Source organism: Methylocystis sp. SB2 (assembly GCF_049817085.1).
GTDB lineage: Bacteria > Pseudomonadota > Alphaproteobacteria > Rhizobiales > Beijerinckiaceae > Methylocystis > Methylocystis rosea.
In genome coordinates this window covers 62,222-86,606 of record NZ_CP187401.1, presented here as the reverse complement: position 1 = coordinate 86,606, position 24,385 = coordinate 62,222, and the positions used below count along the sequence as shown (strand labels likewise).

The 24,385-nt window shown below is 63.0% G+C and carries 18 protein-coding genes and 2 pseudogenes; 10 read left to right on the top strand and 10 right to left on the bottom strand.

Annotation, left to right across the window (positions count from 1 at the left end; genetic code table 11):
• The first annotated feature begins 134 nt into the window (after positions 1-134).
• Positions 135-833 carry a TerC family protein gene (locus ACPS74_RS00415; RefSeq protein ID WP_029648098.1) on the top strand — a complete coding sequence of 233 codons (699 nt, stop codon included), beginning with the start codon at positions 135-137 and terminating at the stop codon, positions 831-833.
• 61 nt (positions 834-894) lie between these two features.
• Here the strand turns inward: ACPS74_RS00415 and ACPS74_RS00410 are convergent, their stop codons facing one another.
• Together ACPS74_RS00410 and rpsU are read right to left on the bottom strand one after the other, a co-directional pair.
• Positions 895-1,770, bottom strand: coding sequence for a tetratricopeptide repeat protein (locus tag ACPS74_RS00410; RefSeq protein WP_029648097.1), 876 nt, complete (start codon positions 1,768-1,770; stop codon positions 895-897).
• A gap of 117 nt (positions 1,771-1,887) precedes the next feature.
• A pseudogene (gene rpsU, locus ACPS74_RS00405) lies at positions 1,888-2,112 on the bottom strand (30S ribosomal protein S21); the annotation flags it as partial.
• 257 nt (positions 2,113-2,369) lie between these two features.
• On the opposite strand from rpsU, the gene ACPS74_RS00400 reads away from it, so the two are divergent.
• From ACPS74_RS00400 to ACPS74_RS00380, 5 genes and pseudogenes are all read left to right on the top strand, one after another.
• Positions 2,370-2,537, top strand: coding sequence for a hypothetical protein (locus ACPS74_RS00400; protein ID WP_157055179.1), 168 nt, complete (start codon positions 2,370-2,372; stop codon positions 2,535-2,537).
• Positions 2,538-2,626: 89 nt separating this feature from the next.
• Positions 2,627-3,319, top strand: a pseudogene (locus ACPS74_RS00395) (metal ABC transporter ATP-binding protein); the annotation flags it as partial.
• The gene (locus ACPS74_RS00390; RefSeq protein ID WP_029648094.1) at positions 3,309-4,178 is read left to right on the top strand and encodes a metal ABC transporter permease; all 870 of its coding nucleotides are present in this window, start codon (positions 3,309-3,311) and stop codon (positions 4,176-4,178) included. The pseudogene ACPS74_RS00395 and the gene ACPS74_RS00390, both read left to right, overlap by 11 nt.
• A 4-nt stretch (positions 4,179-4,182) precedes the next feature.
• Positions 4,183-5,058, top strand: a complete 876-nt coding sequence (locus ACPS74_RS00385; protein WP_029648092.1) for a metal ABC transporter substrate-binding protein — start codon at positions 4,183-4,185, stop codon at positions 5,056-5,058.
• A gap of 147 nt (positions 5,059-5,205) precedes the next feature.
• The gene (locus tag ACPS74_RS00380) at positions 5,206-6,357 is read left to right on the top strand and encodes a CobW family GTP-binding protein (protein ID WP_029648091.1); all 1,152 of its coding nucleotides are present in this window, start codon (positions 5,206-5,208) and stop codon (positions 6,355-6,357) included.
• Here ACPS74_RS00380 and ACPS74_RS00375 read toward each other — a convergent pair.
• Positions 6,348-6,878: a DUF6101 family protein gene (locus ACPS74_RS00375; protein WP_029648090.1), complete on the bottom strand. Its 531-nt coding sequence runs from the start codon at positions 6,876-6,878 to the stop codon at positions 6,348-6,350. The two genes, ACPS74_RS00380 and ACPS74_RS00375, sit on opposite strands and share 10 nt — an antisense overlap.
• 219 nt (positions 6,879-7,097) lie before the next feature.
• Between ACPS74_RS00375 and ACPS74_RS00370 the strand changes: the two genes are divergently transcribed.
• The 4 genes from ACPS74_RS00370 to lpxK all read left to right on the top strand — a co-directional run bounded on the left by ACPS74_RS00370 (position 7,098) and on the right by lpxK (position 10,597).
• A complete protein-coding gene (locus tag ACPS74_RS00370) occupies positions 7,098-7,919 on the top strand; it encodes a 3'(2'),5'-bisphosphate nucleotidase CysQ (protein ID WP_239754562.1) in 822 nt (273 codons plus the stop codon).
• Entirely contained in the window at positions 7,916-8,176 is a 261-nt protein-coding gene (locus ACPS74_RS00365; RefSeq protein WP_029648087.1) for a DUF4170 domain-containing protein, read from the top strand. Before ACPS74_RS00370 ends, ACPS74_RS00365 begins: the two co-directional genes overlap by 4 nt.
• Positions 8,177-8,296: 120 nt before the next feature.
• Positions 8,297-9,574: a 3-deoxy-D-manno-octulosonic acid transferase gene (locus ACPS74_RS00360; protein ID WP_029648086.1), complete on the top strand. Its 1,278-nt coding sequence runs from the start codon at positions 8,297-8,299 to the stop codon at positions 9,572-9,574.
• Positions 9,575-9,601: 27 nt separating this feature from the next.
• Positions 9,602-10,597: a tetraacyldisaccharide 4'-kinase gene (gene lpxK, locus ACPS74_RS00355; RefSeq protein WP_029648084.1), complete on the top strand. Its 996-nt coding sequence runs from the start codon at positions 9,602-9,604 to the stop codon at positions 10,595-10,597.
• Here lpxK and ACPS74_RS00350 read toward each other — a convergent pair.
• From ACPS74_RS00350 to ACPS74_RS00320, 7 genes are all read right to left on the bottom strand, one after another.
• Entirely contained in the window at positions 10,594-10,815 is a 222-nt protein-coding gene (locus tag ACPS74_RS00350; protein WP_014890019.1) for a DUF2093 domain-containing protein, read from the bottom strand. The genes lpxK and ACPS74_RS00350 overlap by 4 nt on opposite strands.
• Positions 10,816-10,998: 183 nt before the next feature.
• Positions 10,999-12,852 (bottom strand): OprO/OprP family phosphate-selective porin, encoded by a 1,854-nt coding sequence (locus ACPS74_RS00345; RefSeq protein WP_051381651.1) that lies wholly within the window; start codon positions 12,850-12,852, stop codon positions 10,999-11,001.
• Between the two features lie 1,083 nt (positions 12,853-13,935).
• Positions 13,936-15,882: an OprO/OprP family phosphate-selective porin gene (locus ACPS74_RS00340; protein WP_029648078.1), complete on the bottom strand. Its 1,947-nt coding sequence runs from the start codon at positions 15,880-15,882 to the stop codon at positions 13,936-13,938.
• A 768-nt stretch (positions 15,883-16,650) separates the two neighbouring features.
• Positions 16,651-17,361: a tetratricopeptide repeat protein gene (locus ACPS74_RS00335; RefSeq protein ID WP_029648075.1), complete on the bottom strand. Its 711-nt coding sequence runs from the start codon at positions 17,359-17,361 to the stop codon at positions 16,651-16,653.
• Positions 17,362-17,491: 130 nt separating this feature from the next.
• Positions 17,492-19,120 carry a porin gene (locus ACPS74_RS00330; RefSeq protein WP_239754564.1) on the bottom strand — a complete coding sequence of 543 codons (1,629 nt, stop codon included), beginning with the start codon at positions 19,118-19,120 and terminating at the stop codon, positions 17,492-17,494.
• A 285-nt stretch (positions 19,121-19,405) separates the two neighbouring features.
• Complete coding sequence (locus tag ACPS74_RS00325) at positions 19,406-23,179, bottom strand: AAA family ATPase (protein WP_051381649.1); 3,774 nt, start codon at positions 23,177-23,179, stop codon at positions 19,406-19,408.
• A complete protein-coding gene (locus ACPS74_RS00320; RefSeq protein WP_029648071.1) occupies positions 23,176-24,381 on the bottom strand; it encodes an exonuclease SbcCD subunit D in 1,206 nt (401 codons plus the stop codon). The genes ACPS74_RS00325 and ACPS74_RS00320 overlap by 4 nt, the downstream gene beginning before the upstream one ends.
• Positions 24,382-24,385: the final 4 nt, after the last annotated feature.

Genomic DNA, 24,385 nt, shown 5'->3' with positions numbered 1-24,385 from the left:
AAAGCTTCAGTCGTCAGATGCACGGTCGCCCATCGCCAATGCATCAGGCGGATTGCGGCGAGCGGAATCGTCCTAGCGACTCCGTTCGTCGGCAACCGCAGCAATGGGCTTCGCCCAGCAGGTAAGAAGCGCGCATGTCTCCGGAATTCAGCCTTGGCTGGGAAGTCTTCGAGATCATCTGGATCAACCTGCTGCTCTCGGGCGACAACGCAATTTTGATTGCGCTTGCGTGTCGGCAACTGCCCGTGCGTCAGCGACGCTGGGGCGTATTTCTGGGCGCCCTGGGCGGCGTCATACTGCGCATCGCTTTCACGCTCGTCGTCGTCGAGCTTATGGCGGTTCCCTATCTGAAAATTGTCGGCGCGATTCTGCTGCTCATCGTCGCCGTGAAACTGCTGATCGATGAAGCCGAGCATTCGGACGTCAAGGCCAAACCCAACCTCTGGAGCGCGGTCGGGGCCATCATCATGGCCGACGCGGTGATGTCGCTCGACAATGTGATCGCCATCGCCGCAGCGGCGCATGGCTCGTCCAATCTCATCGTCTTCGGGCTTCTCGTTTCGGTGCCGATCGTGATGTTCGGCGCGGGCGCGCTGCTGAAGGTGCTGGAGAGGTTTCCGGCGCTGGTCTGGGCGGGCGCAGGCCTTCTCGGCTGGGTTGCGGGCGACATGGCGGGCGCCGATCCAGCCCTGCCCACATTCGTGCATGTAACGAACCACGGCGCGCTCGAACTTGGGCTTTCGATTGCGGGCTGCGTCCTGGTGCTGGCCGTCGCCTTCGCGATCGCGATTTACCGGCAGTGGCGCGAAGACCAGCGCGTCTCGCGAGACTAGAGCGGTCCTATTTTGAGCGATTCCCCATCGATCACATGGTTCCATGTGAGCGGGAAGCGTTTTAACCGCGCCCCATGCCCTGTTTGGCGATTGGCTGCTGCGGATCGAGCGTGAGCGCGCGCTGATAGGATTCCTGCGCCTTGGAGCGGTTGCCGCTCTTGTCGTAAGCGACGCCGAGCCAGGCCCATGCGAGCGCGCTCTTGCTGTCGACGTTGAGCGCGGCGTTGAAATCCTCGACCGCCTTGTCGAATTTGCCGAGTTTGACCAGGCTTTCGCCGCGCGCCAGATAGGGTGCCGCCGCAAAAGGATCGCGGTCGATCGCGTTGTCGAAATCGGTCACGGCGCGCGCATCATCGCCGCGCTTCTGGTGGATGAGCCCGCGCGCATGAAACGCCTGGGCGCTTTCGGGATTGAGGCGGATGGCCTGGTCGAGATCGGCAAGCGCCTGATCAAGGTTGCCCTGGGCGCGCAGCAGGTTGGCGCGACCGACGTAAGCCGGCGCATGTTTGGGATTGACTTCGATCGCTCGGTCGAAGTCGGCGCGGGCGGCGTCGCTCTGGCCCATTTGGCGGAGCGCGAGCGCCCGATTGGTGTAGGCCGCCGAATTATTCGGCTCGAGCTTGATGGCCTGCGTGAAGTCGCCGACCGCCTCCTGGAACCGCCCGACCCGAGCGTAAGCAACGCCGCGGGTGTTGTAGGCCTCAGCGCTCGACGGATTGCGCCGAATCACTTCGCTGAGCGAATCAATATTGACGGAGGCGGAGTTGGCGTCGGTGTCGGCGATCTCGGCGATGCCGCGTCCCGGCGGACGGATGCCGCTCGCGGTTTCGCAGCCCGCGAGAGCGATGATGGCGAGCGCCGCCGCGCCGCGCGTGAGAGACTGACCAGATAGGAGCGAAGCTAGGCGACGCGACGTCGCCGCACGGCAAAAGCCCATGCCTTCAGATCCTCCCAGCCGCAATACGACTTCCCCGTCTATCTTCTATGCGCAATTTTTAAAAAGCGCGTGCAATCGGGCGAGAATTCGACGGCTCTAGCCGGATCAGCGTGCGCCGACCGGCTTCGCCTTGACCGGCAGCAGGCCTTCGCGCTGGAGCTTCTTGCGGGCCAGCTTGCGGGCGCGACGGACCGCTTCGGCCTTCTCGCGCGCGCGCTTCTCGGAAGGCTTTTCATAGTGACCGCGCAGTTTCATTTCGCGGAAGATGCCCTCACGTTGCATCTTCTTTTTCAGAGCCTTGAGCGCCTGATCGACATTGTTGTCGCGAACGAGAACTTGCACGTATCCATCCTGTGTTTGGGACCCGCCGCGACGGCTCCGTCGTTGAGCGGCCATAATAGGGAATAGGTATCCGGGCGCTGACGGAGCGCCTGACCCGTGCGGCACGGGATAACAGAATCGCCCTCCCCTGTCCACGGCCGATTGGCGTGAACGCGCCTCAACCTATACTTAATGCGGCGCTCCACGGCGTCTATCCGCGCGGCGGATGACTGCTTGTTCGATCTCGGCGTTATAATATAACATTGGCTATGTTCGACATGACGACCCAACATCGCGCCCTGGCCCAGCCGTTGCCCGCCAGCGCAGCCACTGGCGCTCGAGAGGCGCGGCTCTCCGCTCTCGGAGCCTCCGCCGGCGCCCGCGTCATCGTCGCCGCGCTGCTTCTTGCGGCCTTGTGGGCCGGCGCCTATTGGGCGCTGCATTGAGCGCGGCGGCCAATGCGCCGGCGATCCGGCTCGTCAATCTCACCCTCGGTTATGATCGTCGCCCCGCGGTTCATCACCTTGAAGGCGAAATCGCCCCTGGAGAAGGGCTCGCCGTCTGCGGCCCGAACGGCGCGGGCAAGTCGACGCTGCTCAAGGCGCTCGCCGGGCTGCTGGCGCCGCTCGGCGGCGATATCCATTTCGGCGGTCTGTCGCCGCGCGCCGTCGCCTATCTGCCGCAGGTCGTCGACATTGATCGCGCTTTCCCGATCAATGTGCGCGATTTCGTGGCCATGGGCGCTTTGGCGCGCGTCGGTCTTTTCGGGGCGCTGAACGCGGCCGAGCAGATTCGGGTAGGCGCGGCGATCGAAACGGTCGGACTCGTCGGCTTCGAATCGCGAACGCTCGAAACCCTGTCCGGGGGGCAGATGCAGCGGGCGCTGTTCGCGCGGCTGATCGTTCAGGATCAGCCGGTCATTCTTCTCGACGAGCCTTTCGGCGCGATCGACGCAGCGACGATCGACGATCTTCTGGCTTTGATCGCCCGATGGCGCGCCGAAGGGCGCACCGTCGTCGCCGTTCTGCACGAACTGGACATTGTCCGCCGCGCCTTCCCGCGCACGCTGCTGCTTGCCCGCGAGTGCATCTTCTGGGGCGACACGCGCGACGCCCTTTGCGAAAAGAATCTCGTTCGCGCGCGCGCCATGTCGGAAGCCTTCGACGAGCGCGCGCGCGACTGTCTTCGCGACGAGTTTGACGCCGAAGATCGCCTGCATGTTCACTGACGTCTTCGTCACGCCCTTCGCCGATTATGAATTCATGCGTCGGGCGCTTGTCGGCTCCCTGGCGCTCGCGCTCTCGGGCGCGCCGCTCGGCGTCTTTTTGATCCTTCGGCGCATGTCGCTTGCCGGCGACGCGTTGTCCCATGCGATCCTGCCTGGGGCCGCCGTCGGCTATCTCGTCGCCGGCCTTTCTTTGCCCGCGATGACCTTCGGCGGCCTCTTCGCCGGCCTCGTCGTCGCGCTCGCCGCGGGCGCAGCCTCGCGATTTACGACGCTGCGCGAGGACGCGTCGCTCGCGGCCTTCTATCTCGTCTCGTTGGCGCTGGGCGTCACGCTCGTATCGCTGCGCGGCTCAAACGTCGATCTGCTCCACGTGCTCTTCGGCTCAGTCGTCGGACTTGATGACGCGGCGCTCCTGCTGCTTGTCGGCGTCTCGAGCCTCACGCTCATTCTGCTGGCGGTTTTCTACCGAGCGCTGGTGCTGGATACGCTCGATCCTCTGTTCTTGCGGCAGACGAGCGCATTCGGCGAATTCACGCCGTTCCTCTTCCTCGCCCTGGTTGTGCTCAATCTCGTCGCAGGCTTTCATGCGCTCGGCACGCTGATGGCCGTCGGCGTGATGATGCTTCCCGCCGCTGCCGCGCGATTGTGGACGCGCGATCTCGCCGTCGCGCTGCCGCTCGCCGCGGCGATCGGCGCCCTCTGCTGTTACGGCGGCCTCGTCTTCTCCAACGAGACCAGCGCGCCGACCGGACCCGCCATCATTCTCGCCGCGGGCGTCGTCTATTTTTTCTCGATGATTTTTGGCCGCGCCGGCGGCGTGCTGCGATTAAAACGGCCGCGCCGGCATCTTGAAGGATAGAGCGATGCTTACACGACGCAGCGCGCTAGCGCTTTCATTCGCCGCATTGGCCGCGCCAGCGATGGCGGAGGCGCAGAAAATACCCGTCGTCGCCAGCTTTTCGATTATCGGCGATCTTGTGCGACAGGTCGGCGGCGACCGGGTCGCCGTCACCACTATCGTCGGTCCCGACGGCGACGCACATGTCTACCAGCCCAGTCCGGCTGACGGCCGCAGCATTGCGCAAGCCCGGCTGATTTTCGTCAACGGACTCGGATTTGAAGGCTGGCTCGACCGTCTCGTCACTGCCGCCAAGAGCAAAGGCGAAGTGTTCACTTTGGGCAAAGGCGTCACTGCGCGAAAGGACGAAGAGGGACAGGATCCGCACGCCTGGCAGAACGTCGCCAACGCCAAAGTTTATGTCGAGGCGATCCGGGAAGCGCTTTCGGCCGTCGATCCCGAGGGCGCAAAGACCTATAAGGCCAACGCCGACGCCTATCTCGCCAAGCTCGACGCGCTCGACGCGGAAATCCTACAGGCGATCGCCGCCATTCCCCAAAATCGGCGCCGGGTCGTTTCGACCCATGACGCCTTCGGCTATTTCGCCGCGCGCTACGGCGTCGAATTCATCGCCCCGCAGGGCGTGTCGACGGAGGCTGACGTCAGCGCCCGTGACGTCGCGAAGATCATCGACGCGGTCAGGGCGCATAAGGTTCAAGCGGTCTTTGTCGAGAACGTCGCCGACCCGCGCCTCGCCAAGCGCATCGCCAGCGAGACCGGCGCCCAGGTCGGCGGCGTCCTTTATTCCGATGCCCTGTCGGACGCCAAAGGCGATGGCGCAACCTATATCGACATGATGCGCCACAATGTAAGAGAATTGACGAAAGCCCTGGCGCCCTAACCCCTCCCCACCCCTCCCCCACTTCGTGGGAGAGGGAGCAGGCCCGGCCCTCTTAGAGAGTTTCGCGCAAGGCCGACCATTGGGGTCCCCTCTCCCGCTTGCGGGGAAGTGACAGAGTGGGGGCGAACGAAACTGGAGTAAGCGGCATTGACAGACAAAATTCCCGTCACCGTCATCACCGGCTATCTCGGCGCCGGCAAGACGACGCTTCTCAACCGCATTCTCACCGAGCAGCATGGCCGGCGCTACGCCGTCATCGTCAATGAATTCGGCGAGATCGGCATCGACAATGACCTTGTCGTCGGCGCCGACGAAGAAGTCTTCGAGATGAACAACGGCTGCATCTGCTGCACCGTGCGCGGCGATCTCATTCGCATCATCGAGGGCCTGATGCGCCGGCGCGGCAAGTTCGACGCGATCATCGTCGAGACGACGGGGCTCGCCAATCCGGCGCCCGTTGCGCAGACTTTCTTCATGGACGCTGACGTCAAGGAGGCGGCGCGGCTCGATGCGGTGGTGACGGTCGCCGACGCCAAATGGCTTGGCGAGCGGCTGAAGGACGCGCCCGAAGCGAAGAGTCAGATCGCCTTCGCCGATGTGATCGTCCTGAACAAAACCGATCTCGTTTCAGCCGATGAGCTCGCGGAAGTCGAAGGCCGCATCCGCGCGATCAATCCCTACGCCGCTTTGCATCGGGCGGTGCGGTCGGACGTTCCCCTGCAGGCGGTTTTGGAGCGCAACGCCTTCGACCTCGACCGAATTCTGGAGATCGAGCCGGCGTTCCTCGAAGCCGAGGAGTCGAGTCACGATCATCACGATGCGCATCACGGCCATGATCATGAATGCGGTCCAGATTGCGGCCATGATCATCACGACCATGATCATCACGACCACGATCATCAGCACGGCCATGAGCATGAGCATGAAAATCATCACGCGCCCCACGCCGGGCTGAAGCATTTCCATGACGACGAGATGCATTCCGTCTCGATCCGCCACGAGGGCCCGGTCGATCCTGAACGATTCGTTCCGTGGCTGAACGATCTGATTCAGCGCGACGGACCGGATATTCTGCGCAGCAAGGGAATCATCGCCTTCAAGGACGAGCCGCGGCGGTTCGTGTTCCAGGGCGTCCATCAGATCCTGGACGGCGATTTGCAGCGAGAATGGAAAGAAGGAGAGAAGCGCGAATCGCGCCTCGTCTTCATCGGCAGGAAGCTCAAGGAGCAGGAGATCCGCGAAGGCTTCGAGAAGATCGTCCTTGGCGCGTCGGCCGCGCAGGAGACGATTCATTCATAAGAAATGATCTCGCGCTCGTCGCCATGCACGACCTTCGTGCGGCGGTAGTCGCCAGCCTTGCGGCGAAAAAGAAAACGCGGACGACGCTTGCCCAAACTGGTCTCGCAGCGGCGGCGAGGCGAGGCGGCGGCGATCGCTTCGCCGGCCCCCTCGAGCGAACGCAATGCGCCATCCTCCTCCGTGACGCGCGGCAGCCCCAGCCAGGCCGCCCAGTGACGCCAGTCGGACGCCGCAGCGCCGCAGTCTTGAGTATCGCCGAGAAGAATGTCGAGGTCCGGGTCGCGGTGCGCCAGCGAAAGAACGTAGCGCGGCGATCCGTCGTCCGCGGGCTGCACCTCGAGGGCGACGCCGCAATAGGCGGTGACGGGCACCGAGATGACCATGGAGACGCCGCTGTATCGGCGGGAGATCAAGACGTCGTCCCGGGTCACGCGGATGCGCCGCGCCCCGCCGTCGGCGCGGCGATCACGCTGAACGAAGACTCTTTCGTCGATCCTGCGCGCGGTATTGGCCTCAACCATCGATCGCTCCTTGCGGCTTGAATTTCGTCTCGGCGCTTATATTGCCGCAGCCTGCCGGCGAAGGCCCTAAAAAGCCTGGTGAACAGCACGTAAATCATTGCTTCTACGCATGGTTTAGGCGATGAGAGTGAAGTCCATGAAAACGAATTCGTTCAAATTGCTCCTATTCTGCGCAACGCGCCCGCTTGCGGCCCGCCGGCGCCTCACCTACTCCTCCTCATGATGGGCTCCAGCCAAGCAGAACTCGCCGCTTTTCTTCCAGAACTCGAGAGCGTCACGCGCAGGGCCGGCGACATCGCCATGGCGTATTTCCGCTTGGGCGAAACCACGACCGCCGCAGTGTCCTACAAGGGCGGCGGCTCGCCGGTCACGGAGGCGGATTTCGCCGTCGATCGGTTCCTGTTCCATGAGATGGCGCGGATCGCGCCCGAGGCGGCATGGCTTTCTGAAGAGAGCGTCGACACGGCCGAGCGGCTGACGCGGGACGCCTTGATGGTCGTCGATCCGATCGATGGAACGCACGCGTTTTCGCGAGGCGACGCGCGCTGGTCGGTTTCCATCGCTCTGGTGGTTCGCGGCCGGCCGGTCGCCGGAATCATCCACGCGCCGGCGCTCGGCGAGACTTATGTCGGCGCGCTTGGGCTCGGCGCCTTCCTTAACGGCTCCCCCCTCATCGCGCCGCAGCGCGCCGAAATCACCGGCGCGGCGCTCGTCGCGCCTCGTACGATGCAGGACCGGCTGGCCGCGTCGCCACGGGGATTCGTGATGGCGCCGCGAACGCCCTCGCTCGCGCTGCGGCTTGCCGATATCGCCTCCGGCCGGCATGATATCGTGGTCGCCGGGCCTAATGCGCGCGACTGGGACATCGCCGCCGCGGATATTCTACTCGCAGAAGCGGGCGCCATGTTGAGCGAGCCGGAGGGCGTCGCGCTCACCTATAATCGCGCGTCGCTCGCCCGCGACATGCTCATCGCGGCTCCGAAATCGCTGTTCGACGATAGCCTCGCGCTGGCGCGGGAGGTGTTGGAAGGAAAATTATGAACAAAACGACGCAAGCAACCTCGGCGAAGAAAGAAAAACAGCTGTTGCATCTTGTATTTGGCGGCGAACTGGAGACGCTTGACGGCGTCGCGTTCCGCGATCCGGGCAAGCTCGACATCGTCGGCATCTATCCGGACAATGATAGCGCGCTCGCCGCATGGAAAGCCAAGGCGCAATCCACGGTGGACAATGCGCACATGCGCTATTTCGTGGTGCATCTTTATCGGCTGCTCGATCCGGATGTGGAGGAGCTATAGGCGGCGTTCCAAAATTCGCCGGTATTGCCACGCATAAAGGCGCTATCCCGGTTGGCTCGACGCGCGGAGAAGACGCCGTCTAATGGCGAATGTGGACCGGATTCTTAATAGATTGGAAACATGTCGCTTCTGACAGTGTACCGGCTGGCGACGATCGCGGCGACGCCCTTCGCCAGCGCCGCGCTCAATTGGCGTGCGAATCACGGCAAAGAAGATCCTGCGCGATTGGCCGAACGCATGGGCGAGTCGAATCGTCCCCGACCGCGCGGACGACTCGTCTGGCTGCACGGCGCGAGTCTTGGCGAAAGCCTGTCGCTGCTGCCGCTCATCGACCGCTTCATTCAGCGCGGACTCGACGTGCTCGTGACAAGCGGCACCGTCTCGTCTGCGCGCGTTCTCAGCGCGCGCTTGCCCGCGGGCGCTTTCCATCAATATGCGCCGATCGACGCCCCGAAATTCGTCGAACGTTTCCTCGATCATTGGCGTCCTGACATCGCGGTCTTCGCCGAGTCGGAGCTTTGGCCCAATATCGTCGCGGCCGTGCGCGCGCGCGGCGCGCCGCTGGTTCTCGCCAACGCCCGCATCTCCCGCAAATCCGCCGAGCGCTGGCGGGCGGTTCCCGGCGCGGCGAAATCCGTTTTCGGCGCCGTCGATCTTTGCCTCGCGCAGGATTCCGATAATGCGGCCCGCTTTCTGGCGCTCGGCGCGCGTTGCGTGCGCATCGCCGGCAATCTCAAATTCGACGTGCCGCCGCCGCCGGCCGACTCTTCAAAGCTCGCCGAGTTCAATGGCGCGATCGGCGGGCGGCCGGCGTGGGCGGCGGTCTCCTCCCATCCGGGCGAAGAGGACCTCGTGCTCGACGCGCATGTCGACATGGCCGCGCAAACCCCGTCGCTGCTGACGATCATCGCGCCGCGTCATCGGGAGCGCGGCGCCGAGATCGTCGAAGCCGCGCGCGCCAGAGGATTGACTGCGGCCTTGCGTTCGCAGGAAGGCGAGCCGCGGCGCGACGTCGACGTCTACGTCGTCGACAGCGTCGGCGAGCTTGGCCTCGTTTTTCGAAGCGTCGGGGTCGTCCTGATGGGCAAGTCGCTGCTGCCCGGCGGCGGACAAAATCCAATCGAGCCGGCGAAGCTCGGCTGCGCCATCCTGCATGGCCCCTATGTCGAAAACTTCACGGAAGTCTACGGCGAACTCGCAGCCGCAAAAGCCGCCGCGCGCGTTACAGACGCCACATCGCTGGCGCGAGCCGCGCATTATCTCCTCTCCGAACCATCGCGCATGCGCAAAATGGGGCGCGCCGCCGGCGAAACTGTCGAGAGACTGGGCGGCGCCTCGCGCGGCATCATGACCGCCGTCGAACCCTATCTCGCGCAAATGGCTGTCGCACAACAATGACCGTCACGCGCGGCGCCGCTGTTTGAGATGCGCGCGCCCGCCTTCTGGCGTGAAGACGGCGCGGCGGCGCGGCTGCTGTCTCCGCTCGGCGCGCTCTACGGCGGCATTGCGCGCAAGCGGCTCGCGCGCGACGCGCCCCGCGCCAATTTACCGACGATTGTCATTGGGGGTCTGACCGCAGGCGGCGACGGCAAGACGCCGCTCGCCATCGCCATCGCGCAGCGTCTCAACGCGGCGGGAGAGCGCCCTGCCCTTCTCACGCGGGGTTATCGCCGAAGGCGCGGTGGAACGTCCTCCTTCTTGGTGGACCTGACGCGTCACGTCGCCGACGACGTCGGTGACGAAGCGCTGCTGCTTGCGCGCGCCGCGCCGACGATCGTCGGCTCGGACCGACTTGCGAGCGCAGACCTGGCGCAGCGCCAAGGCGCCACCGTCGTCATTCTCGACGACGGATTTCACAGCCGTCGCATCGCGCCCGACCTGACGCTCATCGTCGTCGACTCGGACTATGGCGCCGGCAATGGCCGCTGCATGCCGGCCGGTCCGTTGCGCGCGCCGCTCGAAGCGCAGCTTGCGGCGGCGGATATGCTCGTCGTCGTCGGCGACGGCCTGCCCGGGCGCGACATCGCCGTGCGCGCGAATAAACCCGTCGTCGCCGCCCATTTGGCGCCCGACAGCGGAGCCGCCGAGGCGATGAGAGGCGCGCGGGTCGTCGCCTTCGCCGGCATCGCGCGGCCAGAGAAATTCTTCTACTTATTGGAGGCGTCCGGCGCCGAAGTCGCGGCGCGGGTCTCCTTCGGCGATCACCGCCGATTCACGCAAAGAGATTACGAGACGCTGTCGAAGTTGCGGCAGGAACAGGGCGCGCGGCTCGTCACGACGGAAAAGGATGCGGCGCGAATGGGCGGTCACATGGCGACGCTTGGCGTCGATACGCTACCCGTCACTCTAGTTTTCGATGACGCCGATTTTCTGGACGAAGCGCTTCGCGGGCTGTGTAAGGCGCGCCGCCCTGAGCCCTAATCGGGCTTCTTGACGCCAAGACGCATCAGCTTGGCGTGTGGCCCGCTGTAAGGCTCCTGCAGATCGACGTTCCAATAGCGCAGATCCTCGAGCGGGATCGGCTCGCCCGTCACCGCACAGCGCACATAGGCGCCGGGCTTGCGCACGCGATATTCGCCGTCGAGATATTCGACGACAGCCTCTTCAGCGGGCTGAGGCTGGCGGTCATAGCGGTTCATGCGCGTTCTCAACCCGTAGCGCCGGGGAAATGGACGCCCTACCAGGCGCCTGAGCGTCGTCACAAGCGACCTCATCGGCGAAGCCGAACGCTCCCTATCGGCGGATTAGTATCCAGGAGATATAGCATCCGAGGGCATACAAGGAAACGCCCGCCGGCCGTCGTTTCCTCAGAGTGGCGACGCTCACCAATAAACTTTGGCGCGAAGCTCAAACAGATTGGGATGCGCGCCGGTGTAATTGGCGCCCAGCAAGGTGGGGAATTGGCCGCCGTTGTAGAGGTTGAGTGGCGCGACGAGATTCATCACGCGCGTCCAATTAAACTGAAACGCGAAGCCCACGTCCGGATACCAGTTTACCCCGAGCGTAAGATTTTGCTGACGGCCGCCGTTGATCCCCGCGTTCGCGATATATGTCCGCGCGAATGGGTTCGGCGTAACCAATGTCGTCAAAGCGAGCAGGTTGTAGAGATTGTTCCCGTTATAAGGGCCGTTGTTTAGGTCCACGGAGCTGAAGCGCGCAGCCAGGCCCCAGGCGCCCCAGCCGCCAGCGCTGAAGGGATTTTTGATCTTGAGCTGACCAAAGGTCGCGCCGTTCTTGTCCTTTATGTCATAGGAATGCGCGCGTTCCTCGCCGGTGATCCAATAGGTGCCCTGGATGTAGTAGCCGTCGAAATATGCCGAGCGGCCGCCCGGATTGAACGGAACCTGAGAGCCGTTAACGGGAATGAGGCCAGTCGCCGCCGAAGCCGCCGTCAGATACGTCGCCCGGTTGATCGCGTTTTGATCGCGGTTGTACATGGCGCCGAAATATTCAGCCTGGATGCCGAACGGCCCATGCGAAGCCGCCAGCTCCAAGCCGAAGGATTCGACGTTCTTGGTGCATTTGCCCGCGAAAGCGGAGCTGTTGAAGATACTATTGGGGATGGGTCCGACGATCGTGCCGCAGGAAAGATCCGGCGTGCCGATGAGCCCCTGGCCCAGGATATTGGCTTCCGATCGGATGCGATTGCCGAGCGCCAGAACGCGATCGTCATTTACCGCCGTTGAGTCGTTTGGCTGATGATACCGGCCAGAGACGCCCACATGGAGGAGATCATGCTCGGTGTGGATCGGCGCATAGGTCAAACGGCCGGTGAGGTCGAAATACTGTCCGCCGCCTGTGGCCTGGAACCAGGTGGTGTTGGACGGGAAAGGACCGCCGCCGCCCGCGTTGGGAATATAAAGACGCGGAATTCCCCAGGTGGCCGGATAGCCGCGAGCCGGATTCTGACTCGCGTCGCCGAAGCTGGTGCTGAAAATGCCGCCCTTGAAGCTCCAGTCATCGCCATAGGCGCCCATCGCAAGGCCGATATGACGATCCGGCTGGAAGGTGTCGACCGCAAGCGAGCGTTCGATGAAGTCGCGGTATTTTGAGGAATTGATCGCTTCGACGCTGAAGGGCTCGAACATGCTGCCGACCATGATGTAGGCCGGATCCTTGGCGAAGGGCAGTGTGAACAGGGGGCTCTGAAAGCCGAAATAGGCGTCCCGAATGCCGCTCAGCACCTGATTGTTGCCGGTCACCTGAGCGGTTCCGGCAAAATCATACTGCAGCTTGTAGAAGTAAATGCCCGCCGCCCTGCCCTCGACCTCAAGGCGAAGCTGCCGGCCGCCGACCTGATTGTCGAAACCGTCGAGCGGCAGGGCGATGCCGCCGCCATCGAGTAAAATTCGGCCGCCGACCTTGAAGCTGTACGCCTTATCTTCCGTCTCGACAAAAAGGCCGTTCTTGAAGCTGACAAACACTGGCGGTGGCGGAGGCGGACCCGGCGGCGCCTTGGCGACCGCAGCATTGGCGATGTTCGTTGCGCTTTGCTGTGAGCGGTCCTTTGAGGACGCGTTGCGCAACTGTGATTTGGTCTGCCGCGCTTCCTGACGAAGCTTGGCGACCTCGGCTTCCAGCGGACGAAGCCTGGCGATCTCCGCTTCAAGCATGCGCAATCGCGCCTCGACGGCGCTGTCGGATGCGCCGGCGCCTGTCGAGAGCAATGCCCCCATCGTCGCCAGGACGAGTGCTTGCTTCTCTCGCCGAATCGCCAAGTCCCGCCCCGCATGTCCCTTTGTGTCCGGTGACAGGGTGGGGCGTTAACCTTAACGAATTGCTAACCAGCCTGTCGGCCCGCGCGAAACAACGTCGCCGTCTCGGCTGCCCCAACAAGCATGGGCCTCGCAGAAGATGAAAACAGCGAAACACGACCGACACGGGTTCGCGCCATCAATCCCTTTTGCGAATTGCTTGCGAGAATCGAATGCGCCCGCATAGGCCAAAAGAAGAGTCCGCCGGACATTGCGCGCGGCGGACATTGCGAGCGCCACTTCGGCTTACCAATTGACTCTGGCGCTGTAGCCTTGATGCTGAACGAGGATCATAGCGCTTCAGTCTTGCTAAAATCGAAAACGGGGAACATTCTTTCGATTCACTTGCTGCTTATTTCGCGACTCCTGAAATGAGGCAGTCATAGGCCAATTCGGTTCGGAGGGAAGCGATGCTTCGTGAGATTTATGTGTCCGCCGCAATCGCTGCAGCTCTCGCCACGCCTGCCACAGAGGCTACAGCAGGTAGCGCTGCTGGCTCTCATGGCCGATATCGTGTCGCTTACCCTCGCAGTTACGATGTTGGATATCATGAGGGCTATGACCATGGGTATCGCCGGGGTTACTACAGCGGAACGTCCTATCGTCGCAGCTCCAACATAGTTGCGGCGGCTCCCGCCGCAGCGTTTGGCGCCGTGCTACTGGGCGCCACCTATGGTTATTGGAGCGACGGGCATCGGATTTACGGCGGGGATCCTTGCTACGTCTACAATGACCGTGACTGGGCCTGGGAACGAGTCTGTTGATTTTCGCCGCGGTTCGCCTGCTCCCGTTGGATGCCGTAATGGCCGCGCCACGCCTGAGCCCTTAGAGAAGACATAAGTAAAGAGAAGACAGAAAAAACACGCTCGCGTTTGTCTTCGATGGGCGACGAAGCGCTGGTGACGATCGGCCCTAGATTCTAGGGCTCACGCGGCGCCTGACGTCTTCCTTTGGCGCAAAAAGGTTCTGCGCCCCCAAGGGGGCGCAGAACCAAAGTTACAATGACTAGAAGTAGACCTTCGCCCGCATTTCGAGGAACGTCGGGTGCGAGCCACTCTCGTAGGAAGACTGATTGTTCCAGTTCAACGGCGATTTCAGAGACATCACATGGGTCGCGTTGAACTGGAAGGCGATGCCGTTATCCGGATACCAATTGACGCCTGCCGTCACGTTTTGTTGATAGCCGCCATAGACGCCGGAGTTTGCGATAACGTTCTGCAAGAGAGTTGCATTGGCGATCTGTGCAGGAGTTCCCGGGAGGCCCCCGAATAATCCGAACGCGTTATTGGCGACCGCCAGGTTGTTATATAGAGACGCGCCCTGGTATGGCCCGTTGTTCAGGTTGAGAACGCTCCAGCGGCCCACCAGACCCCATGCGCCCCATCCGCCCCTCATGAACGGATCCTTGATCTTCAGCTGACCAAACGTGACGCCGTTCTTGTCTTTCATGTCGTAGGACTGAGCTTTCTCTTCTCCTGTAATCCACCACTCGCCCTGCACATATCCTCCGGTGGTCACGTAATTGGAATTACCGGGGGAGATAAACAGTCCCTGAGCGGGCGAAGCGGCGCCCAACTGAGCCAGTTGGGTCAACGCAAACTGCTGAGCTGCGGACGTGTTACGATTATAGTTCGCCATGAGCCACTCGCCCTGGACGAAGAAGTTTTCGTAGGACAGTGCGGCCTCAAGGTCGACTTTTTCGATATCCTTTATACAGTTACCTGCGGCGTTATACTGGTTCAAGTTCACTCCCGCCACGAAGGGGGCGGACTGAGCGAAACGGCCACACGAAAGATCCGTCGTTCCGAGGAAGTTCGTGCCCAGGACATTGGCTTCCGACCCGAGGCGATTGCCTGGCGCCGAGTTACGATCGTCGCTGTAGGCTGTCGCATTATTTGGCTGATGGTAGCTTCCGGCGACGCCTAAATGCACAAGTCGATGTTCATCCAAGATGGGCGCCCAGGTGACGCGGCCGGTGGTTTCCCAGTAGGCGCCGCCTCCCCAGGGTTGATACCAATTGGCGTTTTTCACGCCGTAGCCACTATAAGCCGGCACTAAAACGCCCGCATTTCCTGACGACGTATTCACCGGACGAGCGTTGAGATCCTGGAAGCTCAGCGAGTAAAGACCGAAGTGAGCCGTCCAATTGTCTTTGCCGATCATGCCAGCCGCCACGCCGATATGGCGGAAGGGCGCGATCGCATCGACCGCAAGCGGCCGTTCGATCGTGTCGCGATATTTCGAAGACGCCAACGCCTCTAAGCTGAAAGATTCATACTGGCTGCCGATCTTGAAATAGACCGGCTCAGCGAGCAACGGATGCGACAAGCGCGGATCTTGCAGGCCGAGGTATGCATCGCGGAATCCGCCCCAAAGGAAATTGCGGTCGGTTACGTAGTTTCTTGACCAGAACTGAAGACCCGTGCCCCCGTTCGCATTCGGCAGATTTGTATTCCAAAGCTGCGTTGTGGAATTCGCGAAATCGTACTGGATCTTATAAAACCAGGGCCTGAAGCTACCCTCGACTTCAAGTCGCGCCTGGCCAAAGCCAACATTGCCCTGCCAGCCGTTGCCCGGGGAGCCAACAGTCCCGCCTCCATCTACAAAGAGGCGACCGCCGATCTTGAAGCTAAATTGCTTATCCGCCGTTTCCACGAACAGGCCGTTCCTAAAGCTGACGAAGACCGGCGGCGGCGGGGGCGGACCCGGCGGGCCCTTCGCCACGACTGCGGCGTTGGCGACGTTGGTCGCGATTGTCGCCTGCGCTTTGGCTCCGCGCGTTTCATGACGAAGCTTGGCGACCTCCGCTTCCAGCGGACGAAGCCGAGCGATCTCCGCTTCCAGCATGCGCAGTCGCGCCTCAGTGGCGCTGTCGGCCGCCTGGCCAGTTGTCGAGAGCAATGCTCCCACCGTCGCTAGAGCGAGTGATTGATTGAACCGTGTAATTGCCATGTCCCAGCCTCGCGCTTTCATGAGCGTTCAAAAACAGCGCGCGACTTATGGCCCACGTCAGATGACAAATCCATGACTTAACATGTATTGAGGCAGCATCTAATCGCTATAATTCAATGTGTTGCTGCAGTACCACACATTTAATCGTCTTAGATACAGTACGTGATTGTACTAAGTACTAGTTAAAAGCCAATTTAACTTCATTTAAGCTTTATGCATAGTATATCATTTTGCGTACGTCCTTATACATTTTATGACAACGGTCGCATAGTCCCAATAATGTACTATTTTAGCAAACTTCCAGCAATATTATTGCTATTTTATACAATGTACACACATTCGAGAAATATCATTCTCGTTTTAGAAATACAGCAGCAACACACCCCTGCGAATGTCTGCTCGGGTTAAGCAAACGCCATCGCGCGTCGCCACCCCAGCAACGGTTACAAGACTGCCGACCCCGTTCGAACTGCCGGGGTGGATGGACGAAAGGCGCTGCGAAGGATCCGGAACAGTAGCAGGCTTCTCACCTGCCGGCCGTGGGCAAAAGCCCGCCGACCACGGTTGATCAAACGGGCGCAAAGCTTATCGCCGGAGGGGCGTGGTGGCGGACTTGGCTGAACGGGGCTGAAACAACCCTCGTCGATCAGCTGCTCGCAGGACTAAAGCCTGCGAGCCCGACAGCGAAAGAACAAATCCAAATCGAGCGAGAATCGGCGGAAATCAAAGGTGGGAACGCTCCGGTCGAACCGAGCGTTCCCCTGCAGCTCAATCGCAATTTTTAAACTTCGATTCCTTGCAGCGAGCGACCATGGCTTGAGCCTTGGCGACATCTTCCGGCGACAATGACTTTGCCGACATGTCCCGCACCGCCTTCTTTTCGGTCTCGCCCATCGACAGCGACTCCGTCGCAAGCTGCGTCCACATGAAGCCGCGCAGCAGATCGCGCTCGACGCCCTGTCCGGCGACATACAGGTTGCCGAGATTCAATTGCGCGTCGGCGTCACCCTGCTCCGCCGCGAGCCGCAGCCATTTGACCGCTTCCTTGTAATCCTGCGCGACGCCGACGCCGTCATAGTACATCGAGGCGATGTTCACTTGCGCCGCGGCCAATCCCTGGCCTGCGGCGAGCAAATTCCACTTCATCGCCTCCTTGTAATCTCTCATGACCACGTGTCCTTCGAGATACATGGTGCCGAGATTGAACTGGGCGGAGGCGTTCCCATGATCCGCTGCGAGACGAAGCCATTTCAAAGCTGCCTTGGGATCGGCGGCGATCCCTTTGCCTGCTAGATACATCGCGCCAATGTCCGCCTGCGCGCGCGCGTCGCCCTTTTCGGCCAGCGGCTTGAGCAATTGGAACGCGCTGGCGAAGTCGCCGCGTCGCGTTGCGCTGACGGCGTTCTCATAGTCTTCAGCAAGCGCTGACCCTGCCAACGCCAACATGAAGGACAAGGCAACCGTCGCGATCAGCTTCATATTTCGAGTCCTCGCACCAAAACCCAACCAAGGTCATTTCGTTACCAGACGAGCAAACGAAAAACCCGAAATCGCAAACGCCCCCGGCGCGAACCGGAGGCGTTTGACAAGAGTTAGTCTGACCAGATGATCAGTAGTTCCACTGCAGCTGCATGCGCACCAGATTGGCCTGGAACTGGCGGTAAGGCGCGGCCTGGGTATTCGTGCGGTTCATCTTCGAATAGTTCACCGTGAATTCAAGCTCCGGCAAAGGCTGATATTCGACGCCAGCTTCCCATTCGTAAATGCGCATCATCGGCGCGTTGTTGTCGAACTTCGAGCCGCCGTTGTAATACTGCCACTTCACGAAGGGGAAATACACGCCAGTGCCGAAGTCCTTGTCCTCATATTTATAGCTGGCTTCGACATAGCCGCCCGTCAGCCGTTTCGTCTCGATCGCCGTCTGCGTCGCATTGAGCTGCGGGCCGACGCCCCAATTCCATTCGGCGCGCAGGCCGAAGGGCTGCGGATAGATCACCGCGTTGACGACGACGCGCGAGTCGCGGACGCCGTTGCCATTGGCGACGACCGGCCCCCAGCCGTTAACGGCGCCATATTGGGCAAGGTTGTAATTGCCGAGACTGTTCCATCCCGACCCGGCGACGTAGGGCACGAAGCCCGATCCGATGCCCGAATAGGGAAGGTTAAGCGGAACGAAGCCCGCCCAATTCGTGCCCCCGCCCAGAGACGGCCGGATGCCAGTCGTATAGGGCACGAAGCGCCCCGTATAGCCGGCGACGCTCGCTTCGACGACCTGGCCGTTCTCGAAGACGTAAGGATAGGTGAAGCGCGCGACGAGATGCGTGCCCTTGTTGAGTTCGATGCGGTTGGCGCCCTGACCGTTATAGACGCCGAAGGCGACCATGCCGTAATCGCCGGAGCCTTTAAGGTTGTTCTTGACCAGATCCCTGAAAATGGGGCGCAAATGTTTCGGCGTATAGTAGAAGAACAGACCGATGTCGCGCTCGTCCTTGCAGCAGCTGTTGACGGCGTCGGCGCGGTCGAGCGCGAGACGATTCTGCGACGACTGCAGGTTCTCAAAGGCGAAGGGGATTTTCGACTGGCCGGCGCGGACGCGGAACTCCTTGTCCTTGTCGAAGTAAATATCCGCGTAAAGGTCGCGGATCTGGCCGAAATTGCCGGGCGCGGAGCTGTAGTTGCCGACCTGATTATAGCCCGGATAGGGGAAAAGAACGCCCGGATTATAGTAATAATACACCGCCTGGCCGGCCAAATTAGCTGGCGCGGCGAAGGTCGCCGAGTTCGAGAAGGCGTTCGGCGGAGAACTCGCGAAATCGTTCTGGAAATAAAGGTACAGATGATCGGAGACGTCGCCGCTCAGGATCATGCGGGCGCGGCGGATGAAGAAGTTCTGGCGCGGTCCGACCGATTTGTCGCCGACAGTGCTGATATCGTTGTAGAACGGCCCGCCGTTGATAATGTCGTTGTAGCGCATCTGCGTATAGCCGCGCAGGCTCAGCCTTTCATACCAGTGCAGCGGCGGCGGCGGCGGAGGCGGCCCCTTGTCGGCCGGGAGCGACGCGTGCACGACCCTGGCCTCGCGCCTCGCGCGGGCTTCGTCGGCTTCGAGTTTGGAGAGGCGCGCCTTGAGCGCGCGGATTTCAGACGCAGTGTCGGCTGCGGCCGGAGCGGTCGAAGCCATCGCATATAAGCCGAACGCAGCGATGGCGAGCGCGCGTTGTCCAACTCCAGGTTTCATTGGTTCCATTCCCCCGTTAACTTTCGGGAGACAGTGAAGCCGGCGCTGGATGACAGACCCGTGACAAACTTTGCCCTAGCTGTAATGTGACGTCGCAACGCACAAGACCTGTGGCGCCGGCGCCACAGTCTCTGGCGCTGATCATTGTTTTTTGTGGCCTTACCGCCACAGCACAGGTTTTTTTCCGAAAGCGTCGTCGCGAATTTGCGGCTTTTTCGACGCGAGTTCTCCGCCGAATAGAATCGATCGGCGGCTTCTTTCAGGGTCGGCCAGTGGCATCACGCGTCACGCGTAGCCAGGCGCACGCAGTCGGACCACGCTAATCCCGCCGCCCCGGCGCTCGACGCAGATTTTCGTCCCGATGCGCTGCTGTAGCGAGTCGACATGGCTGATCACCCCCACCCGCCTGCCCTGCCCCTGCAGCGTCTCCAACGCGTCTATGACGACGTCGAGGGTCGCGGAATCGAGCGCGCCGAATCCTTCATCGATGAAAAGCGTGTCGACGAATGAATCGCGCCCCTCGAGTCCGGCAAGCGCTAAAGCAAGCGCCAGCGACGCGAGGAAGCGCTCCCCGCCGGAGAGCGAACGCGTCGAACGGCGCTCGTCGCCAAGATCGCGGTCGATAATCTGGAGGCCCAGCGCGCCTGCCTCGCCCGAGCGCTCGAGGGCATAGCGCGGCGCAAGCAGCGCCAGGCGCTGATTGGCGAGCGCGACGAGATGCTGCAGGGTCGCGGCCTGCGCGAAACGGCGGAACTTGTCGCCGCTCGCCGATCCGATGGCTTCATTGATCTCGCTCCAGAGTTTGGCGTTTATGCGCGCGCGTTCGAGCTCGTCCGCGAGCGCTGTCGCGCGTTCCCGCGCCTCGTCGTCCTTCGCGCCGCGCTCGCCCAGCGCGCCCAGCCGCGTTGACAATTCGTCGAGGCGATCAGCGATGTCTTTCTCCTGAGCCGCGAGAATCTCACGCGGAACTCCCGCCGGAGCGATCGCCTGCGCTTCATCGAAATCGACCTGCCGCTCCATGACGGCGGCCTCGGCGGCGGCGCGCCCGGCTTCCGCCGCCTCGACGGCGCGACGCAGCTCCGTCTGCTCTTCGCGCGACATCGCAAGAAGAGGCGCCGCAGTCGCCTCATCGAAGCCAGCGTCCGCGAGCGCCCTTGCAAAGACCGCGCGCGCTTGCACGGCGCGACCCGCCGCGCTTTCTGCGGCGCTTGCACAATGGGCGTGACGCGTCTCGCAGGCCGTTTTCGACTGCTGGGCTTCAGCGAGCCGCTGGCGCGCCTCGTCGCGCGCCGCCATCGCCGCCCTGTGGCGCGCCTCGATGCGGGACCGATGCGCGGCCGTCGCTTCTCCCTCAAGAAGCAGCGCGCGCGCATCGCGCGCCTCAGTAACGCCCCTTGCGCGCGCCTCATGATCGCCTTTGGCTTCGGCCTCGCGGGCGCATGCGCTGTCTGCCTCCGCCGCAACGCGCTCCCCCTTCAGTCCGATCGCGGCGAGGTTTGCGGCGACCTCATCCGACCGCGCCAGCGCCTCCCGATAATGCGCGCCCGCCGTCTCGAGCCGGCGGCGCGCCGAAGCGGCGTCGCGATCGAGATCCGCTGCCGAGAGGTCGCAAAGCTGCAGATAAGGCGCGAGCGACCGATCGAGCGACTCCAGGCGCTCGACAAGTCCGGCGCTTTCCGCGCTGGACCGCGCGCGCGCTTCGCGCGAAGCTTCTAGCGACACGGCGAGCGCAGCACGCTCTTCCTGACGGGCGTCGAGCGCCAGTCGAACCGCGTCGCGCTCAGCGCGCAGTCGATCCCGCTCCTCACGCAGCCGTCTCGCGGCGCGAAGCTTTTGCGCGACGCCATCGCGCACGGCTGCAACCTCCTTCGCCAGTACTTGCAGCGGCGGCGAGGCGGACAGAATTGACGTTGACGGCGCCAGCTCCGGCGCCAGATCTCGCGCGCAATCCCCGCTCAGCAGCGACGCATATTCGGCCTCGGCGCGCCCGCGAGCCGCTCGCGCTTGTGCCGCGCGACGCGATGCGTCTTCGTGAAGCGCTTGCGCCTGCGCCGCCCGCGCGCTCAATGCGACACTCTCCTCGTCCAATCTGCTGAGCGTTTGCCGCGCCTCATTGCGCCGGGCGCGCAGCGCTTCGATTAACGCGCTCGCTGCGTCATGCGTCTTAGAGAAAGGATGTTCGCGCGCGCCGCACACGGGGCACGGCGCATCGTCGTTCAAGGCAGCGCGCAATCGCAGCGCGTGGGGATCCGCCGCGGCGTCCGCCAACTCGCCGAAGCGTTCGGCCTCGGCGCTTTGCGCTGCCTCTAACGCGCGCTCCGAACGTACTCCCTCAAGCTTCTGTCGAATCGCCGCTTCGTCCTGCGCGTAGCGGGCGATGTCTTGATGCGCAGAAGCCGCCGCGACGTCCGCCTCGTCAAATGTGCGCGCGCATCTGCGCAAAGCGTCGATCAGTTCGACGGCGCGCGTGAGGTCGTCGGCGCTGGCGAGCGCGGCCGGTTCGTCGAGCGCGACGAGCGCGCTGTCGCGGTCCGCGATTTGCGCGGCAAGCTTTTCACAGGCCGCTCTGTCTTGCGCATCGCGCGCGTTAAAGTCCGCAAGCGTCGCGTCGCCGTGATCGATGTCGGCGAAGGCCGCTGCGAGCGCGCCATCGCAGGCGCGCTTGGCTTGCGAGATTTCGGCACGCTTCGTCAGCCAATCGTCGATGTCTCGCCAGCGTTCGCTGAGCGCCCGCGCCGGCTCGAGGCGCGCGAGATCGGCGACCGCCGTCTCCTTCGCGCGTTCAAATTCGGCGCGCCGTTCGCTTGTTTCGGCGCGTTCGGCGCGCTTCTCCGCAGCGCGCGACGCGACGCCCTCGGCGACGCTTCGCGCTTTCGCTTCCTCCTGCGCCAAATTGGCGATGCGCGCGTCGAGCGCCGCGGCTTCGCTCCATATCGGCGCAAACCGGGCCATCTCCGCTTCCGAGGCGGCGACCGACTCTGCAGCGAAGCGCGCGCGCGCCTCCTGAGCGGCGAAAGCTTCTTGAGCGGCGTCCGCTTTCGCTTTCGCGTCGGCGGCGTCTTCGAGCTCCGCCTTTTGCGTATCCTCGGCGCGCCGCATCTCGTCCCGCGGCGCGCGCAGCGGCTCGACCTGCGCCAGCGCCGCAAGCCTTTCGCGCAGCGGCGCCATCTCGTCAAACGCCCGCAAGGCGCCCTCGCGCGCCGACATCGCCTGCGCAAGCTTTGCTCGCGCCTGGGCCAAGGCGTCGAAGCGGCGCAGCGCATCAGCCATCGCGCTGCGCCTTTCGGCGACTTGCGCGCGTTCGGCTTCGGTCGCTGCGATGTCTGCGTCCATCGCGGCGCGCTCGTCTTCAGACATCACGCCGATGTCGGCGCGACGGCGTTCGACAAGCGTCGTCGCCTGCTGCGCTTCGCGAGCGCGCTCAAAGGCGCGCTGCGACAGAACGCCATAGATTTCAGCGCCGGTGATTTTTTCGAGAAGTTCGGCGCGCTCCTTTGCGTCTGCGCGCAAAAAGGCGTCGAATTCGCCCTGCGCCAAAAGCGCCGTGCGACGAAACTGGTCGAAGGTGAGATCGGTCAATTCGACGACGCGGGCGTTGACGGGCTCTATGCCGCTCTCGACCGGCGCGACGATTTCGCCGGCCTCGTCGATTCGCCACAGCGACCTGACGCGCTTTTGCAGCGCGCCCGACGCTCTGCCGCGCGCCCGCTGCAGGTCGCAGCGCGCCCGATAGCGCAGCCCGTCCTTGCCGATGAAGTCGACTTCCGCGAACCCGCGTCCGGCGCCGCGGCGAAGAATTGTGCGCGGGTCGCCAGAGCCGAGCGTCTCTCCGGACGGATCTGGCGCGCCTTCGCTCGCGCCGGCCGCGACGACGCGCGGGAATTTGTCATAAAGCGCGAGACAGATCGCGTCGAGAATCGTCGACTTGCCGGCCCCGGTTTCGCCGGTGATGGCGAAGAGGCCCGCCGAGCGCAGCGGCTCGCTGTCGAAGTCGATCGCGAAGCCTTCGGCGAGACTGGCGAGATTGGCGCCTCTGATCGCCAGAATGCGCAATGTCACGCCTCCTGCAGAAGACGCTCGAAACAGTCGAAATGATTGTCCGTGGGGGTTACGCCGTGCGCCTGTTCAAAGGCTTCGCGAAACAAATCGGTGGGTTTGCGCTCGGCAAGGCGCAATGGCGTCGGCGCCGCCGCCGGCGCTTGTGGCCGTTCGACGCTGGTCGAAACGACGCGCAGCGGGAATTTCTCGCAAATGGCGTCGAGCTCGGCTTTTAACCCAACGGCTGGGCCGTCGACTCTGATCGCAAGATGCGCGAAGGGCCAGGCGTCCATCGGCGCCGAGGCGTCCAAATCGAGTTCCTGAAGCGCAGCCTCGAGTTCGGTTACGGACAGCGCGCCTGTCGCCGGCGCGCGCAAATGACGGACGGGGCGGATGATCGGCGCATGTTGGATGACAACGGCGCCGCTGTCGTCGACATCGATGATGCTGACGCCATGCGCATAGCCGATCTCGGTCTTCGACATCGGAATGAGCGAACCGGAGTAGCGGATCGTCTCGCGGTCGACGGATTGCGGGCGATGCAGATGGCCAAGCGCAACATAAGCGATATCCGGCGAAAACATGTCGGACGGAAGGGCGTGTTCGCCGCCGACGAGAATACGTCGTTCGGACCCTTCCGATTCGAGCGCGCCTGCGACATGAAGATGGCCGGTGACGATGAGCGGCGCCGCGCCGATTTCGCGCCGCGCGCTTTCGACCGCCTCGCGATAGGCCTCGCGCACGGCGCTGGCGGCGCCGCCGCCGCTCGTTACGGGCAGATCCACGGCGCGCGGATAAGGCAGCGCGAGCAAATGTGCGCCAATTTTGCCGCTGGCGTCGCGGATCGGCGAAAGATGCGAGCGGGCGTCGAAGGCGCCCTCGCGACGCGCAAAGGCGCCGATCGAAACGACGTCGGCCATCTCGAACAATGCGCGCGGCGCTTCGAGTCGCGCCGCCGGATCATGATTGCCGGCGACGAGCGCAATGCGCGCGTGCGGACAGGCGACGCGCAAGTCGCGCAATGTGTCGTAGAGCAGCCGCTGGGCGTCGGCGGACGGATTGAGGCTGTCAAAAATGTCGCCCGCCACGATGACCGCGTCGACCGCCCGCTCCCGGGCGATGGCGACAAGCTGCGCCAGCGCGTCGCGGTGCTCAGCTTCGCGCGACCAGCCCTGCAGCGTCGCGCCAAGATGCCAGTCGGCCGTGTGAAGAAGGCGAATCACTCCG